The sequence below is a fragment of the Kitasatospora sp. NPDC054768 genome, from assembly GCF_053612025.1.
The window spans coordinates 10,470-25,955 of the sequence record NZ_JBSHBN010000078.1 but is presented as its reverse complement, the minus strand read 5'-3'; the positions used below and the strand labels follow the sequence as shown (position 1 = coordinate 25,955).

The window sequence follows — 15,486 nt, the reverse complement described above, 5'->3', positions numbered from 1 at the left end:
CCGATCATGCCTGGTCGGACGGCCCGGAGCCAAAGTCGCTCAGGTGCGCAGCAGGAGCAGCAGCAGCGCCGCCGACCAGCTGAAGTTGGTCGAGCTGCGCCCCTCCCCCGTCAGCGGGTCGTAGTTCTCCCGGACCGGGCCGTCCCCGGCCAGTCCGGCGGCGGTGGCCAGCAGCCGCTCGACCGTCCGCCGGGCGTCCTGCTCCCAGCCGTAGCGGCGCAGGCCTTCGACGGCGAAGTAGGTCTGGTCGAGCCAGGCCAGGCCGCGCCAGTAGCCGGCCGGGTCGAAGGACGGCGAGCTGCGGGCCACGGTGGGGAACGGCATGGCGGTGCCGAACTCCGCCGGGTCGAGCAGCAGCCGGCGGACGGTGCGGGCCTGGGCGGCGGTGGCGGTGCCGGACCAGAGCGGGATGGCGCCCTCGATGCCGCGGCCCCGGGCGGTGAGCCGGGCGCCGGTGGCCAGGTCGGTGTCGTGGAACCAGCCGCCGGCCGGGTCGTACATGGTGTCGCGCACGGCGGCGTCGATCCGGTCGGCGCGGGCGCGCAGCCGCTGGGCGGCGGGCCGGTCGCCGAGTTCGGCGGCGATCAGCGCCAGGTGGCGGTGGTCGGCGGCCAGGTAGGCGTTGAGGTCGACCGAGTGCTGGTCGAGCGACCAGCCGAGCAGTGTCCCGTTCGCGTCCCGGTTGGGGAGGACGCCGGCGGCGTCGAAGCGCGGGGCGTTGTCCATGCCGGACTCCCAGGCCGCCGCCTCCCGGCAGTCCTCGGCGTTCGCGTTGGCCGGGTCCGCGGTGGCGCCGTACTCGCACAGGCCCTCGCCGAGGTGGTCGCGGGTGCGGTACCACCAGTCCTGGTAGGCGGTCAGCCGGGGCAGCAGCTCCCGCAGGAAGGCGCGGTCGCCGCTGCGCTTGTAGACCTCCCAGACCGCCCAGGCGGCCAGCGGGGGCTTGGAGTTGCGCTCGTTCCAGTTGCCGCCGCCGGTGGCCGGGTCGTTGTAGAAGACGCAGTCGGGGACCATGCCGGCGTCCTGCGGGCGCTCGGCGGAGCCCGCCGGCACCTGGTGGTCGAAGACCGCCCGGATCTGGTCGGCGGCGAGGCCGGGGGCGAAGGCGGCGGTGCCGACGGCCTGCTTCCAGGTGTCCCAGGCCCAGACCCCGCTGAACCACTTGTAGGAGAGCGTGGGGGTGACGGCGTCGTGCCGGATCCGTCCGGCCGGGCTGCGCCAGTTGGTGACCAGGGTCTGCACGCATTTGACGGCGGTGCGCCGGCGGGCGGCGGGGACGCCCTCGGTGGCCCGGGTGACGTACCCGTGCCAGCGGGCGGTGCCCTCCGCCGCGACCCGCTCCGGGGCGCGCAGCGCGGTGTCCGCCTCCTTCGCGGCCCGGGCGTACTCGGCCTCGGTGAAGGTGTAGCTCTCGGTCCAGTCCAGGTGGCGGCTCTCCCCCGGCGCCAGCCGCACCGGCTCGGCGAATTCGGTGCGGTGCTCGTCGCCGTCGGCGCTCAGCACGACCCGGACGGGCCGGGCGTGGCGGACGGCGAAGCACTCGGTGCCGTCGGTGAGGTAGTCCCAGGTCTGCCGGACCTTGGCGAAGCGCACCTCCACGCCGCGTTCGGCGGCGACCAGTCGCGGCGCTATGTGCTGGGGGCCGGTGGCGGGGCGCAGCAGCCGGCCGGTCCAGGCGGCGGCCAGGGTCCGTACGGCCGGGCCGGTGTTGGTGAGGCGGGCCCGGAGCAGGGCGGTGCGGTTGCCGGCGAAGCGCAGTTCCAGGGTGAGGGCGAGGCCGCCGCCGAGGTCGTGGGCCAGCCGCAGCAGGCCGGGCAGCGAGGTGCCGCGCGCGGGGGCGCCGGCGCCGAGGTCCAGGGGGCTGCCCTGTTCGGTGAGTTGGAGGCGGGTCAGGCCGTCGCTGAGCCACCACGGGTATTCCTGGGCGAGGTACAGCGGGCCGGTGAAGCCGCCGGGCCGGTCTGCCGGTCGGGGCAGGGCGTAGGCGTGCCAGGCGCCGAGGTCGGCGAAGACGGTGATCGGGTTGTTGCCGCGGGCGTCGCCGGGGTAGGCCTGGGCGGGGGTGCCGTGCAGGTCGAGGACGTCGGCGTAGCGTTCGGCGTCGAATCCTCCCTGTTCTTCCGGTCCTTCCTGGCCGTGGGCGGTGGCCGGGGCGGTCAGGGTGCCGGCGGCGGCGACCGCCGAGGCGGCGAGGAAGTGGCGGCGGGTCAGCGGGTTCACGGGCGCTCCTCGGCGGCGGGGAGTCGGAGGACGGCGGCGCCGAGCGGCGCGAGGGTGACGGCGTCGCCGGTGGCGGTGCCGGTGAGCAGGTCGGTGCCGGGCGCGTCGAGGGGCACTAGCCGCTCGACGGGGCCGTGGTTGAGCAGGAAGAGGTAGTCGGTGCCGTCGGTGGCGTGCCGGCGGGTGGCCTCGACGTCCTCCGGCAGGCCGGGCAGTTCGGCGCCCACCCCGGCTTCGGCGAGCGCCCGGTCGAGCACCGGGCCGGTGTCGGCGCCGAGGTGGCAGCTCAGGTACCAGGCGCTGCCGGTGCCCAGGCGGTTGCGGGTGACGGCCGGGAGGCCTGCCAGCTCGCCGGAGCCGTAGTGGGCGACGGCCTCGGCGGTCTCGGTCTCGATCCATTCGCTCCAGCGTTCGGCCCGCAGCCGGGTGCCGTCCGGGGCGAGGACGACGGCGGTGGTCGCGCCGTCCGGGAGCGGCCAGTGCTCGTCGACGACGATCCCGAGCAGCTCGCGCAGCGGCCCGGGGTGGCCGCCGGGGTGGATGTGGTCGTGCCGGTCGGCGATGCCGCTGAACGGACCGCAGACCAGCCGGCCGCCGTCCCGTACGTAGGTCGTGAGCCGGTCGGCGGTGGCGGTGTCGAGCAGGTACAGGTTGGGGGCGAGTACCAGCGGGTAGCCGTCGAGTCCGGCGGTGGGCGGGACGAAGTCGACGGTGACGCCGCGCTCGTACAGTGCCGCGTACCAGGGGCGGAGCAGCTCGGGCCAGCGCATCCGGGCGGAGGGGTGGTCGTCCAGTTCCAGCGCCCACCAGCTGTCCCAGTCGAGCAGGACGGCGGCCCGCCCGCGCAGCCGGCTGCCGGCGAGTTCGCCGAGGCGGCGCAGTTCGGTGCCGAGGCGCAGGGTCTCCTGCCAGCCGCGCGAGGCGGTGCCCCGGTGCGGGAGCATCGCGCTGTGGAACTTCTCGGCGCCGGCCACCGAGGCGCGCCACTGGAAGTGCAGCACGCCGTCGGCGCCGCGGGCCAGTGCCTGCAGCGACCAGAGGCGGTGGAGGTCGGGGGGTTTGGGCACGTTGACCGACCGCCAGCTGACCGCGGAGGGGGCCTGTTCCATCAGCAGCCAGGGGCGGCCGCCCTTGAGCGAGCGCATCAGGTCGTAGTTCATCGCGGCGTTGACGTGGGCGCGCGGGTCGGCCGGGTCGGGGTAGGCGTCGTCGGAGACGAAGTCCTCGTGCCGGCTCCACTCCCAGTAGTCCAGGGCCTTGAGCATCGACATGAAGTTGGTGGTGACCGGGACGCCGGGCGAGACCTCGTCCAGGACGGCCTTCTCGGCACGGTGCAGGGCGAGCAGCGCGTCCGAGCAGAACCGGCGCCAGTCCAGCAGCTGGGTGGGGTTGACCGGGCCCGGCGCGGTGCGCGGCGGCTCGATCTGCTCGAAGGAGCCGTAGTGCTGCGACCAGAAGGCGGTGCCCCAGGAGCGGTTCAACTCCTCGATGTCGCCGTGCCGTTCGCGCAGCCAGCGGCGGAAGTCGGCGGCCGAGGCGGGGCAGAAGCACTCCTCGACGTGGTCGCCGTACTCGTTGTGGACGTGCCACAGGGCGAGGGCGGGGTGGTGGCGGTAGCGCTCGGCGAGGGCCCGGGTGAGCCGGACGGCGGCGTCCCGGTAGGCCGGCGAGGAGGGGCAGTAGTGCTGGCGCGAGCCGAACTCCAGCCGTACGCCGTCGGCGGTGACCGGCAGCAGTTCGGGGTGGGCGCGGACCAGCCAGGCGGGCGGGGAGGCGGTGGCGGTGGCCAGGTCGACGGCGATGCCGTGCCGGTGCACGAGGTCGAGCAGGCGGTCCAGCCAGCCGAAGTCCCAGCTGTGGGCGTCGGGTTGGAGCCGGGCCCAGGAGAACACGCCGACGGTGACCAGGTTGACCCCGGCCTCGGCCATCAGTTTCACGTCCTCGGCCCACACCTGTTCGGGCCACTGCTCGGGGTTCCAGTCCCCGCCGTACAGCAGTCCTGGCACCCGGGTGAGGCGGTCCTTGGTCACGGTCGTGGTCATCCCTTCAGTGCTCCGCCCAGCAGGCCCGCCACGAACTGCCGCTGGAAGACCAGGAAGAGCACCATCAGCGGGAGGGTGGCCAGGAAGGAGCCGAGCATCAGGCCGGAGTAGTCGACGTGGGTCAGCCCGGTCAGCGTGTTGAGCGCGACCGGCACGGTGTACTTGTCCTCGGTGTTGAGCATCAGCAGCGGCCAGATGAAGCTGTTCCACTGGCCCATGAAGGTGAAGATCACCAGCGCGCCCAGTTGCGGCCGCACGCACGGCAGGACGACCTGGTAGAAGGTGCGCAGCTCGCCGGAGCCGTCGATCTGGGCCGACTCCAGCAGTTCGTCGGGGAAGTCCAGGAAGCCCTGGCGCATCAGCAGGATGCCGAAGGAGTTGGCCAGGAAGGGCACGATCACGGCCTGGTAGCTGTCGATCCAGCCGAGGCTGGCCATCATCTGGAACAGCGGGACGAGCAGCACCTGCAGGGGGATCATCATGGTCGCCAGGACCAGGCCGAGCAGCAGTCCGCGGCCGCGGAAGCGGTACTTGGCCAGTCCGTAGCCGCACATCGCGGACAGCAGCGAGCTGAGCAGGGTGTAGACGACGGCGATTCCGAGGCTGTTGAGCAGCACCCGGCCGAAGCCGATGGTCTCCTGGAGGTGCGCGAGGTTGCGCAGCAGCTCGCCGCCGGGCAGGAACGGCGGCGGGGAGTGGAACAGTTCGGAGCTGCTGTGGGTGCTGGCGATCAGCATCCAGGCGAAGGGCACCAGGCTGAGCACGGCGCCGAGAGCGAGGGCGGCCAGGACGGCGATCCGGCCGAGCCGGGCGGGCAGCGGGGTGCGGCCGGGCCTGAGCGGCGCGGTGGTGGTCATCGGCGGCGCTCCCTTCCGTAGAGCCGGAACTGGAGCAGCGAGACCGCCGCGATGATCAGCACGACCACCCAGGCGATGGCCGCCGCGTAGCCGAAGTCGAGCTGCTGGAAGCCGACCTTGTAGAGGTAGACCACGGGGGTGAGGGTCGCGTCGCCGGGGCCGCCGCGGGTCAGCACGTAGTTCTCGTCGAAGAGTTGCAGGGTGCCGATGGTGGAGGTGATGACGCAGAACAGCACGACCGGGCGCAGCTGCGGCAGGATCACGCCGGTGTAGGTGCGCACGGCGCCGGCGCCGTCGAGGGCGGCGGCCTCGTACTGGTCGCGGCCGATGGCGTGCAGTCCGGCGAGCAGGATCACCGCGTTGTAGCCGGTCCACCGCCAGGTGACCGAGCCGATCAGCGAGATCCTGGCCCAGGTGGGCGAGTTGAGCCAGTCGACCGGGCCGAGGCCGAGGGCCTGGAGGAACTGGTTGGCGAGTCCGCCGTCGGTGCGCAGCAGGACCTGGAAGACCACGGCGTAGGCGACCAGGGTGGTGATCGCGGGCAGGAAGAACACCGCCCGCCAGCCGGCCCTGAAGCGCAGCCAGGACTGGTTGAGCAGGACGGCGAGCACCAGGGCGAGGCCGATCATCACCGGTACCTGGACGGCGAGGATCAGGCCGGTGTTGACCAGGGAGTGCAGGAAGGCGGGGTCGTGGAGCATCCGCCGGTACTGGTCCAGGCCGACCCAGACGTCGGCGCCGTCGCGGCGGGCGGTGAAGCTCTGGTAGAGGCTGGCGCCGAGCGGGTAGGCGAAGAAGGCGACGAAGAGCGCGGTCGTGGGCCCGGCGAACAGCCAGGCGGCGGTGCGTGGGGAGCGCCGGCGGCGGCGGGCGGGGGCGGGGGCGGCCTGGGCGGGGGCCGCGGGTTCGCGCAGGGACACCGGAGGACTGGTCATCGGGCCCGCCCCTACGCGACCGTTTGGCGGCCGGTGGCGGTGGCGATCTGGCGGGCGGCGGAGCGCAGCACGGTGCCCGGGTCGGCACCGTTGTGCAGCACCTGGTTGACGGCGGTGGTGACGATGTCGCCGGCCTTGGAGTCGTCGGCGGTGAGCTCGACGGCGGGGATGTCGCGGGTGAGCCCGGCGAACAGCTGCATGGCGGGCTGGCCGCCGTAGTAGGGGGAGGGCTGCTGGAAGTACGGGTCGTCCAGGGCGGGGAGGTAGGCGGGGAAGAGGCCTTCGTGCTGCATCATCGAGGCCTGGTTGGCCTTGTCGGCGAGCAGGAAGGAGAGGAACGCCCAGGCCGTCTCCGGGTTCCGGCTCTGCGCGGTGACGCACAGGGTGGAGCCGCCGCTGTTGGAGGTGCGGGTGCCGCCGGGGGCGAAGGCGGGCAGCGGGACGACGCCGAACTTGCCGCTGAGGTCGGCCATTTCGGTGGTGAGGGTGCCGTCCCACCAGGCGGCGGTGGGGGTGGTGGCGGCCTTGCCGTCGTGGGTGCCGGAGACGAACCCGTCCCAGCCGTTCTCGAAGTCCACCAGGTCGCGGTCGACGAGCTGTTTCAGCAGGGTGAGGGCGCGTTCGGCGGCGGGGGTGGCGACGGCCACTTTGCCGTCGGTGAACCAGCGCTGGCCCTGTTGCTGGAGCAGCATGGCGAAGAGGCTGTCCTGCTTGGCGTCCAGGATGAGCATCTTTTTGCCGGTGGCGGCCTTGAGGGCGGTGCCGGCGGTGACGTAGTCGTCCCAGGTGGCGAGGCCCGCCGGGTCGATGCCGGCCTGCTGGAAGAGGTCGCGCCGGTAGAACAGGGCGCACGGCCCGCTGTCCCAGGGCAGCGCGAGGACCCGGCCCCGGGCGTCCGTCACGGTGCGCCAGGAGGCCTGCGGGTAGTGGGACTTGAGGTCGGCGGCGCGGCCGGTGAGGTCGACCAGGGCGTTCGGGAAGTTGCCGATGTAGGTGGGGAGTTTGTGGCCCTCGACGGTGAGGATGTCGGGCAGGCCACTGCCGGCGCCGAGTCCGACGGTGATCTTGTCGTAGGCGTTGTCGTAGCCGATGTCCACCACCTCGACGGTCGTTCCGGGGTGGGCCTGTTCGAAGACCTTGCCGAGGCGCTGCATGGCCTTGGCGGCGACGTCCCAGGACCAGATGGTGACCTTCCCGGCGAGGGTGGCGCCCGGGCTGCCGGCGAGCTGCTTGGCGCTGGTGCCGCCGGCGCCGCCGGTCGCGCAGCCGGTGGCGCCGGCCAACAGCAGGGCGCCGCCGGCGAGTCCGGCGGCGAGGATCCGGCGGCGTGCCGGGCCCGCACTGAATCCGCCCTGGTCGACGGCGAGTTGGGGATGTTTTTCGTGCCGGGTTTCTGCGGACATCTTGCCTCCCGACTGGTGAATGCCGAATGCTGTATACAGAACTCAGCATTCACAACCCCGTCAAGGCTTGTGACTGAAATCGCGGAAGGTGCCAGCATGAGCACACGCGTCCCCCGAACCCACCCGTACATCCCCAACTCCGCCCCGCAGGTGAGGAAAGCGATGCTGGCGGCGGTCGGCGCCCAGGACGTCGAGGAGTTCTACGCCGACATCCCCGCCGCCCTCCGACTGGACCGCCCGCTGCGACTGCCCGAGCCGCTCGGCTCCGAGGCCCGGCTGGTCGCCCACATGGAGGAGCTGCTCTCCCGCAACACCGCCGTCCCGCCGGGCCGCAGCTTCCTCGGCGCCGGCTGCTACCGCCACCACGTGCCCGCCGTGGTGGACGAGATCGTCAACCGCAGCGAGTTCCTCACCGCCTACGCGGGCGAGCCGTACGAGGACCACGGCCGCTTCCAGGCGCTGTGGGAGTACCAGTCGCTGATGGCCGAGCTGCTGGCCGTCGACGTCGTCAACGTGCCGACGTACGACGGCTTCCAGGCCGCCGCCACGGCGCTGCGGATGGCCGGACGGGTCACCGGGCGGCGCCGGCTGGTGCTGGTCGGCGCGATCGACCCGGACCGGCTCTCCCGGATCCACGACTACGTCCGGGGCATCCACGAGCTGGTGCCCGTCCCCGCCGAGCCCGCCGCCGTCCGGGCGGCCCTGGCCGAGGGCGACGTGGCCGCCGTCTACGCCCAACTCACCGACCACGACGGCCTGGTGGACCACGAGCTGCCGCAGTACATCGAACTCGCCCACGGCGCCGGGGCGCTGGCCGTCGTCCACGTCAACCCGATCAGCCTCGGTGTGCTCACCCCGCCCGCCGAACTCGGCGCCGACCTCACCTGCGGCGACCTCCAGCCGCTCGGCATCCACCCCGGCTACGGCGGCGGCAACGCGGGCTTCATCGCCAGCGCCGACGACGAACGCCTGGTCGCCGAGTACCCCAGCCGTTTGTTCGGGCTCACCCCCACCGACGTCCCCGGCGAGTACGGCTTCGGCGACGTCGCGTACGAGCGCACCTCCTTCGCGCTGCGCGAGGAGGGCAAGGAATGGGTCGGCACCGCCGCCGCCCTGCACGGCATCGCCGCCGGGGTCTACCTCGCGCTGATGGGCCCGCACGGCATGCGGGAGATCGGCGCGACGATCCTCGCCAACACCGCCTACGCCCGCCGACGCCTCGCCCTCGTCCCCGGCATCGACCTGGCGGACCCGCAGGCCGTGCACTTCGCCGACTTCACCGTCCGCTACACCGGCGAGCGCACCGCCGCCGAGATCTCCGAGGCGCTGCTCGCCCACGGCCTGCACGGCGGCACCCCGGCCGGCCCCCACCAGGGCCGCTACTGCGTGACCGAGCTGCACACCCGGGCCGACATCGACCGCCTCGCCGACGCGCTTGAGGAGATCGTCAAGTGACGAACCACCCGAACACCGGGTCCGTGGACCCGCGGATCGCCCCCAAACCCGCCCTGCGCCGCTTCCACCAGGCCCGCTGGGACGAGAAGCTGATCTTCGAGCTCGGCGCGCCCGGCGAGCGCGGCGTCCTGCCCCCGCTGCCCGAGCCCGCCGTCACCGCCGCCGTCGGCGACCCGGCCGAACGGCTGCCCGCCGCACTGCGCCGCAGCGCCCCGCCCGCCCTGCCCGAACTCGGCCAGCAACAGGTGCTCCGGCACTACCTGCGGCTCTCCCAGGAGAACCTCGGCGCCGACCTCAACGTCGACGTCGGCCAGGGCACCTGCACCATGAAGTACAGCCCCAAGGTCAACGACACCTTCGTCCGCGACCCCAGGATCGCCGCCCTGCACCCCGCACAGGACGCCTCCACCGTCCAGGGCGTCCTCGAACTCGTCCACCGGCTGGAGCAGCTGCTCAAGGAGATCTCCGGCATGGACCGGGTCAGCCTCCAGCCCGGCGCGGGCTCGGCGGCGATCTGGACCAACGTCTCGGTGATCCGCGCCCACCACGCCGCGCGCGGCGAGCTGGAGCAGCGCGACGAGATCATCACCACCGCCTTCTCCCACCCCTCCAACGCCGCCTGCGCCAAGACCGCCGGCTTCCGGGTGATCACCCTGCACCCCGACGCCGACGGCTACCCCGACATCGAGGCGCTGCGCGCCGCCGTCGGCCCGCGCACCGCCGCACTGCTCATCACCAACCCCGAGGACACCGGCATCTACAACCCCCGGATCGCCGAGTTCGTCCGGATCGTCCACGAGGCCGGCGGCCTGTGCGCCTACGACCAGGCCAACGCCAACGGCATCCTCGGCATCACCCGGGCCCGCGAGGCCGGCTTCGACCTGTGCCACTTCAACCTGCACAAGACCTTCTCCACCCCGCACGCCTGCGGCGGCCCGGCCGCCGGCGCCTGCGGCGTCACCGCCGAGCTGGCACCCTACCTGCCGCGCCCCACCGTCGAGTTCGACGGCGAGCGGTACGTCCTGGACGACGACCGGCCGGACTCGATCGGCAAGATCCGCCCCTACCTGGGCGTCGTCCCGAACCTGGTGCGCGCCTACGCCTGGATCACGGCCCTGGGCGCCGAGGGGCTGCGCGAGGCCGCCGAGACCGCCGTCCTCAACAACAACTACCTGCTGCACCGGGTACGGCAGATCCGCGGCGTCTCCGTCCCCTACGCCGACGGGCGCCCCCGGGTCGAACAGGTCCGCTACAGCTGGCAGCAGCTCAACGAGGACACCGGCCTGCACAGCGAGGACCTCGGCTACCGCGCCGCCGACTTCGGCACCCACTACTGGACCAGCCACCACCCGTACGTCGTCCCCGAGCCGATGACCCTGGAGCCCACCGAGTCCTACTCCCGGGCCGACCTGGACGAGTACGCGGCGATCCTCGCCGAGGTCGCCCGCGAGGCGTACGAGGACCCGGAGACCGTCCGCACCGCGCCGCACAACTCCACCGTGCACCGGATCCGGCACGAGCCGCTGGACGACCCGGCGGTCTGGGCGGTCAGCTGGCGCGCCTACCGCCGCAAGGTCCTCGGCGAGCAGCCGTGACCTCCGCCCCGAGCGCCCGGATCGGGCTCGTGGTCAACCCGGTCGCCGGCCTCGGCGGCCGGGTCGGCCTCAAGGGCAGCGACGGCGCCGAGGTCCAGCGACGGGCCCTGGCACTCGGAGCCCGCCCGCAGGCCGTCGCCCGGGCCGCGCTGACCCTCCGGCGGCTGCCGCCCGACGTGGACCTGATCACGGCCGACGGCGCGATGGGCGTCGACGCCGCCCGGGCCGCCGGCCGCACCGCACGCGTCGTCCACCGGCCCGGCGCGGCGGACACCACCGCCGACGACACCCGGGCCGCGGTGCGCGCCCTGGTCGCGGCCGGCGCCGGACTGCTGCTGTTCTGCGGCGGCGACGGCACCGCCCGCGACGTCCTGGACGCCCTCGGGCCCGAGCCCCGCCTGCCCGTGCTCGGCATCCCGGCCGGGGTCAAGATGCACTCCGCCGTGTTCGCCGTCCACCCCCGGGCCGCCGCCGAGGTCGCGGCGGCCTGGGCCACCGGCCGGGGCGTGCGCCTGGAGGCCGCCGAGGTGGTGGACCGGGACGAGGCCGCGCTGCGGGCCGGCCGGGTCTCCGCCCGGCTCCACGGCCGGCTGACCGTCCCGGTGCTGCCCGCCCGGGTGCAGCAGCGCAAGACCGGCAGCTCCGGACCCGACCCGGGGACACCCGCCGGCCTCGCCGCCGAGGTCGCCGAACGGGTCGGCCCCGGCGGGCTGCTGCTCCTCGGACCCGGCAGCACCACCCACGCGGTGGCCACCGCGCTCGGCGCGCCCGGCGCCAGCCTGACCGGCGTCGACCTGCTGCGACTCGGCCCCGGCAGCGCCCTCGGGCCCGGCCGCTCCGACGGCCTCGCCACCGCCGCCCGGATCCTGATCCGCGACGCCCGGGCCGACCAGCTGCGCGCCCTGCCCACCACCCCCCACATCGCCCTCTCCCCGATCGGCGGCCAGGGCTTCCTGCTCGGCCGCGGCAACCAGCAGCTCACCCCCGAACTGCTGCGCGCCGCGGGCCGGGAGAGGCTGCTGGTGCTCGCCACCGAGGCGAAGCTCGCCGCCCTGGCCGGGCGCCCGCTGCTGCTCGACACCGGCGACCCCGACCTGGACGACGCCCTCGCCGGCCACGTCCGGGTGATCACCGGCCGCCGCTCCGGCGCCGTGTACCGCCTCTCCGCCTGACCCCTGTAGAGGAGTTCCCCATGATCGACCTGCACGGCAAGCGCGCGATCGTCACCGGCGCCGCCTCCGGCATCGGCCGGGCCACCGCCGCCCTGCTCGCCGAACTCGGCGCGGCCGTCGTCCTCGCCGACCTCGACACCGAACGCGGCGAACGGGCCGCCAAGGAGATCGGCGGCACCTTCGTCCGCTGCGACGTCTCCCGGCGCGCCGACTGCGAGCAGGCCGTGCGCACCACCGTCGAACAGCACGGCGGCGTCGACGTGCTGTTCAACAACGCCGGCATCATCCGCCGCTCCACCGTCACCGGGATCAGCGACGAGGACTGGGACCTGGTGATGGCCGTCAACGTCCGCTCGATCATGCTGCTCAGCGGACTCGTGGTGCCGCTGATGGCCGCGAACGGCGGCGGCAGCATCGTCAACACCGGCTCCGGCTGGGGCATCAGGGGCGGCGGCCGGGCCGTCTCCTACTGCGCCTCCAAGGGCGCCGTGGTCAACATGACCCGGGCGATGGCCATCGACCACGGCCCGGACAACATCCGGGTCAACTGCGTCTGCCCGGGCGACACCGACACCGGCATGCTCGCCGAGGAGGCCCGCCAGCTGGGCGAGAACCCGGACGCCTTCTACACCGACGCCGCCGACCGACCGCTCGGCCGGATCGGCCAACCCCGGGACATCGCCCAGACCGTGGCCTTCCTGGCCAGCGACGCCGCCGCCTTCGTCAGCGGCGCGGTCATCGCCGTGGACGGCGCCGGCACCGCCTGACGCCCGCGAACCGTACAGCACCGCAACCCCGTACGACGGCCGGGCGACGGCACGCGTCGCCCGGCCGGTACGCTACGGACCGAGGAAGAAGGGACGTTTGATGGCGATCGAGCGGCGGCCGCTGCGCGAGCAGGTGAAGGACGAACTCCTGGAGCAGCTCGGCCGCGGCCGGTTCACCCCCGGCGAGTCGATCAACGAGGTCCAGCTCGCCGAGGAACTGGGCGTCAGCCGAACCCCCCTGCGCGAGGCCCTGATCAGCCTGGAACGCGAGGGCATCATCACCAGCGAGCGCGGCAAGGGCTTCCGCTTCGCCCCCACCGGCAAACAGGAGTTCCTCGACCTCACCGCGATCGTGATCGCCCTGGAGTCACTGGCCCTGCGCACCTCCGACCCGGCCCACCTGGCCGAGATCGCCCCCAGGCTGCTCGCCGAGGCCCGCGCCTTCTCCGCCCCCCAGGCCCCGCACGGCACCATAGAGCGCTACGACGACGCCTGGCACGCCCTGCTGCTCTCCGGCTGCGCCAACGCCCGGCTGCGCGAGATGATCGAGTCGCTGAAACTCACCCTGCACCGCTACGAGCGGGTGGTGGTCGGCGACCACGAGATCCTGGAACGCGCCGCCGAGGAGCACGAGCGGATCGCCCAGTGCCTGCTCGAAGGCGACGTCGACCAGGCCGTCACCGCCCTGGAGGCCAACTGGACCAGCGGCATGGAACGCATCCTGGACCGCCTGCCCCCGGTCGCCGCGCTCTGAACGCCCGGTCACGTCCAGCGCGTTCACTCCGGGGAACACCGGGATCACGACCGGATGCGGCAGGCGGGGTGCGTCGTTCATGCCCACACTCTCGCCCGGCGGCAGTGAAGGCGGCAATGACGGGACTCTGCAACATCCGGACAGCACGGCATCCGGGCACCACCGCATCCCGTCAGCGCCGCATCAGGCCACGGCCCCCGGCGCAGGCCCTACGCCCCTGGTCCGACCGCCCCCGGGACCAACGCCCGATTGCCTCTCCGCCGCCTCCCCGCAGCATGATGGCCCGCATGATCGGCAAGTGGATCGACTGCCGGGTTCGCCCCGGAGCACGCGAGGTGTTCGCCGCCGGACAGCGCCGCTGGTCGGCGATCTCCGACCAGCCGGGCCTGGTCGGCCAGACCGGCGGCTGGGCACCCGGCGCCGACCGCGCCCTGCTGCTCGCCCTGTGGAGCGACGAGCCCGCGTACACCCGCTTCATGCGCGAGCGCCACGACCGGGCCGCCGCCCACGCCGACCAGCGCTCCAGCTGCACGGGGATCGAGGTCGCCACCGGCCCGGTCGTCCTCACCATGCCGGGCGCGGCCCTCTCCCTCCCCGCCGCCCTCGCCCGCGCCACCGTCCTGCGCGCCGCCGACTGCCGGCTCCACCCCGGCCGCACCGACCACTTCCTCGACGTCCAGCGCGAGCTCTGGGCCCCGGGCATGGCGGCGGCGGACGGCATGCTGGGCGGCACCGTCACCCGCCTCACCCCCGAGCGCCACCTCGTCACCACCCTCTGGACCACCCCCGCCGCCCACCACGCCTACACCACCCACCACCTCCCGGCCCTGCTCGCCCGCGCCGGCGTCCCCACCGACGTCCACACCCTGACGGGACACCTGCTCCCCCTCGAACCGTCCTGGCACATCGGGGCCGACGCCTGAACCACCGCCATTTCCGGAAAGAACGCGCTGGCCGGGCTGCTCGACACGCGGGCGCGGCGGACGTGCCGGCCCGCCCGCGCATCCCGGGCGGCCCGTAACGGCGGCCGGCGAACCGCTGGGGAACCCCGGCAGCGCCGGGCGGCTGCCGCTGCTACCGCTGCTGGTCAGACCGCGAACCAGCGCCCGACGGCCGTCCTCAGCTCGGCCTGTTCGGCCGGGTCGGGGCGGGGTGAGCCGCCGGCCCAGGCCACGTAGCCGTCGGGGCGGATCAGCAGACCGGTGAGGCCGGCCGGGCCGTCCTTCGCGACGACGACCTCGACGGCGTCCTGGTCCTCCGCCAGTGCGGCTGCCAGCGACTGATCCTCGGTCAGGTCGATCAGCAACGGCCGGGCGCTTCGGGCGAGTTCGGCGATCCTGGCCTTCCCCGTCCCGGTGGTCAGCTCCAGGTCCGGTGCGAACCGGCCGACTGCGGGGTGGGGGTCGGTGATGCCCATGTCGTAGCGCACGTCGGTGCCCGCGGTGAGGTCGGCGAGGTGCTGGACGACCTCCTGGTGGGTGAGCAGTTCGGCGAAGAGTTCGCGCAGCGGCGGGCGGGCCGCACGCGGCGGTCCGGTCCTCCCCGGCCCGCGCCGGGCGGGGTGTCGGAGGCACGCTCTACGCTCCCCCGCACCTACGAGTTCTGGGGAAGACCGGATGTCCTACGACGATGTCGAGTACCTGCCCGCACTGATCACGGCCCTGACCGATCCGTCCGGGGAGAGGTGGAGCGTCGACGGCTGGCGGATCGAGCGGATCGGCCTGGTCCGGGGGGCCGCCGACCACGGCACGATCTACGACCCGCTGGGCCCGGAGGGCACGGGCTTCCCGATGCGGCCCGGCGGCACGCCGGTCTACCTGGTCTCCCGCGAGGACGCGCCCGAGCACCCGGTGGCCGCTCTGGTGCACCCCTGCGAGACCGTCCCGGTCCGGACCGAGGAATGGGGCGACCGGGTGGCGACGCCCTCCGGTCTGGCCGTGCTGCACGCCGACCCCGGCACCACCTGGATCGGACCCTCCACCCCGATGAGACCGAGATCTTCAACCAGGAGATCTGGGACACCCCCGGGGACCGGACCCTCGCGACGGTGGTCGAGCGCCACCGGGCCCACGTGGTGGGCGCATGAGGGTCGTCCTCGCCCCGGACTCCTTCAAGGGGACGGTCACGGCGACTTCAAGGGGACGGTCACGGCGACCGACGCCGCCCGGGCGCTGGCCGACGGCTGGCGCTCGGTGCGCCCGGGCGACGAGCTGATCGCGCGTCCGATGGCCGACGGAGGCGAGGGCACCATCGCCGCCGTCGCGGCAGCCCTGCCCGGCACCACCG

The 15,486-nt window shown here is 73.8% G+C and carries 13 protein-coding genes; 7 read left to right on the top strand and 6 right to left on the bottom strand.

Annotated features, from left to right (window positions below):
• Positions 1-39: 39 nt before the first annotated feature.
• From ACWGKU_RS22810 to ACWGKU_RS22790, 5 genes are read right to left on the bottom strand one after another with little or no spacing between them, the layout of a single operon-like run.
• A complete protein-coding gene (locus tag ACWGKU_RS22810; protein ID WP_452179248.1) occupies positions 40-2,220 on the bottom strand; it encodes an MGH1-like glycoside hydrolase domain-containing protein in 2,181 nt (726 codons plus the stop codon).
• Entirely contained in the window at positions 2,217-4,262 is a 2,046-nt protein-coding gene (locus tag ACWGKU_RS22805) for a beta-galactosidase (protein WP_452179247.1), read from the bottom strand. The genes ACWGKU_RS22810 and ACWGKU_RS22805 overlap by 4 nt, the downstream gene beginning before the upstream one ends.
• On the bottom strand, positions 4,259-5,119 hold the full coding sequence (locus ACWGKU_RS22800; RefSeq protein ID WP_452179246.1) for a carbohydrate ABC transporter permease: 861 nt from the start codon (positions 5,117-5,119) through the stop codon (positions 4,259-4,261). The genes ACWGKU_RS22805 and ACWGKU_RS22800 overlap by 4 nt, the downstream gene beginning before the upstream one ends.
• A complete protein-coding gene (locus ACWGKU_RS22795; RefSeq protein WP_452179245.1) occupies positions 5,116-6,054 on the bottom strand; it encodes a carbohydrate ABC transporter permease in 939 nt (312 codons plus the stop codon). The genes ACWGKU_RS22800 and ACWGKU_RS22795 overlap by 4 nt, the downstream gene beginning before the upstream one ends.
• Before the next feature lie 11 nt (positions 6,055-6,065).
• On the bottom strand, positions 6,066-7,457 hold the full coding sequence (locus tag ACWGKU_RS22790) for an ABC transporter substrate-binding protein (RefSeq protein WP_452179244.1): 1,392 nt from the start codon (positions 7,455-7,457) through the stop codon (positions 6,066-6,068).
• A gap of 96 nt (positions 7,458-7,553) precedes the next feature.
• Here ACWGKU_RS22790 and gcvPA point away from each other — a divergent pair, with 96 nt between their 5' ends.
• The 6 genes from gcvPA (at position 7,554) to ACWGKU_RS22760 (ending at position 14,123) form a co-directional block, all read left to right on the top strand.
• Positions 7,554-8,912, top strand: a complete 1,359-nt coding sequence (gene gcvPA / locus ACWGKU_RS22785) for an aminomethyl-transferring glycine dehydrogenase subunit GcvPA (protein ID WP_401047195.1) — start codon at positions 7,554-7,556, stop codon at positions 8,910-8,912.
• The gene (gene gcvPB, locus ACWGKU_RS22780) at positions 8,909-10,507 is read left to right on the top strand and encodes an aminomethyl-transferring glycine dehydrogenase subunit GcvPB (RefSeq protein ID WP_452179243.1); all 1,599 of its coding nucleotides are present in this window, start codon (positions 8,909-8,911) and stop codon (positions 10,505-10,507) included. Before gcvPA ends, gcvPB begins: the two co-directional genes overlap by 4 nt.
• Positions 10,504-11,679: an ATP-NAD kinase family protein gene (locus tag ACWGKU_RS22775; protein ID WP_452179242.1), complete on the top strand. Its 1,176-nt coding sequence runs from the start codon at positions 10,504-10,506 to the stop codon at positions 11,677-11,679. The genes gcvPB and ACWGKU_RS22775 overlap by 4 nt, the downstream gene beginning before the upstream one ends.
• 20 nt (positions 11,680-11,699) lie before the next feature.
• Positions 11,700-12,446 (top strand): SDR family NAD(P)-dependent oxidoreductase, encoded by a 747-nt coding sequence (locus ACWGKU_RS22770; RefSeq protein ID WP_401047186.1) that lies wholly within the window; start codon positions 11,700-11,702, stop codon positions 12,444-12,446.
• A 100-nt stretch (positions 12,447-12,546) separates the two neighbouring features.
• On the top strand, positions 12,547-13,200 hold the full coding sequence (locus tag ACWGKU_RS22765) for a GntR family transcriptional regulator (protein WP_380548517.1): 654 nt from the start codon (positions 12,547-12,549) through the stop codon (positions 13,198-13,200).
• A 287-nt stretch (positions 13,201-13,487) separates the two neighbouring features.
• Positions 13,488-14,123, top strand: coding sequence for a DUF4937 domain-containing protein (locus ACWGKU_RS22760; protein ID WP_452179241.1), 636 nt, complete (start codon positions 13,488-13,490; stop codon positions 14,121-14,123).
• Positions 14,124-14,287: 164 nt separating this feature from the next.
• Here the strand turns inward: ACWGKU_RS22760 and ACWGKU_RS22755 are convergent, their stop codons facing one another.
• On the bottom strand, positions 14,288-14,617 hold the full coding sequence (locus ACWGKU_RS22755) for an aromatic-ring hydroxylase C-terminal domain-containing protein (protein ID WP_452191546.1): 330 nt from the start codon (positions 14,615-14,617) through the stop codon (positions 14,288-14,290).
• Between the two features lie 199 nt (positions 14,618-14,816).
• Between ACWGKU_RS22755 and ACWGKU_RS22750 the strand changes: the two genes are divergently transcribed.
• Positions 14,817-15,486, top strand: a 670-nt coding sequence (locus ACWGKU_RS22750) for a glycerate kinase (protein ID WP_452191545.1), incomplete at its 3' end; no start/stop codon positions are given.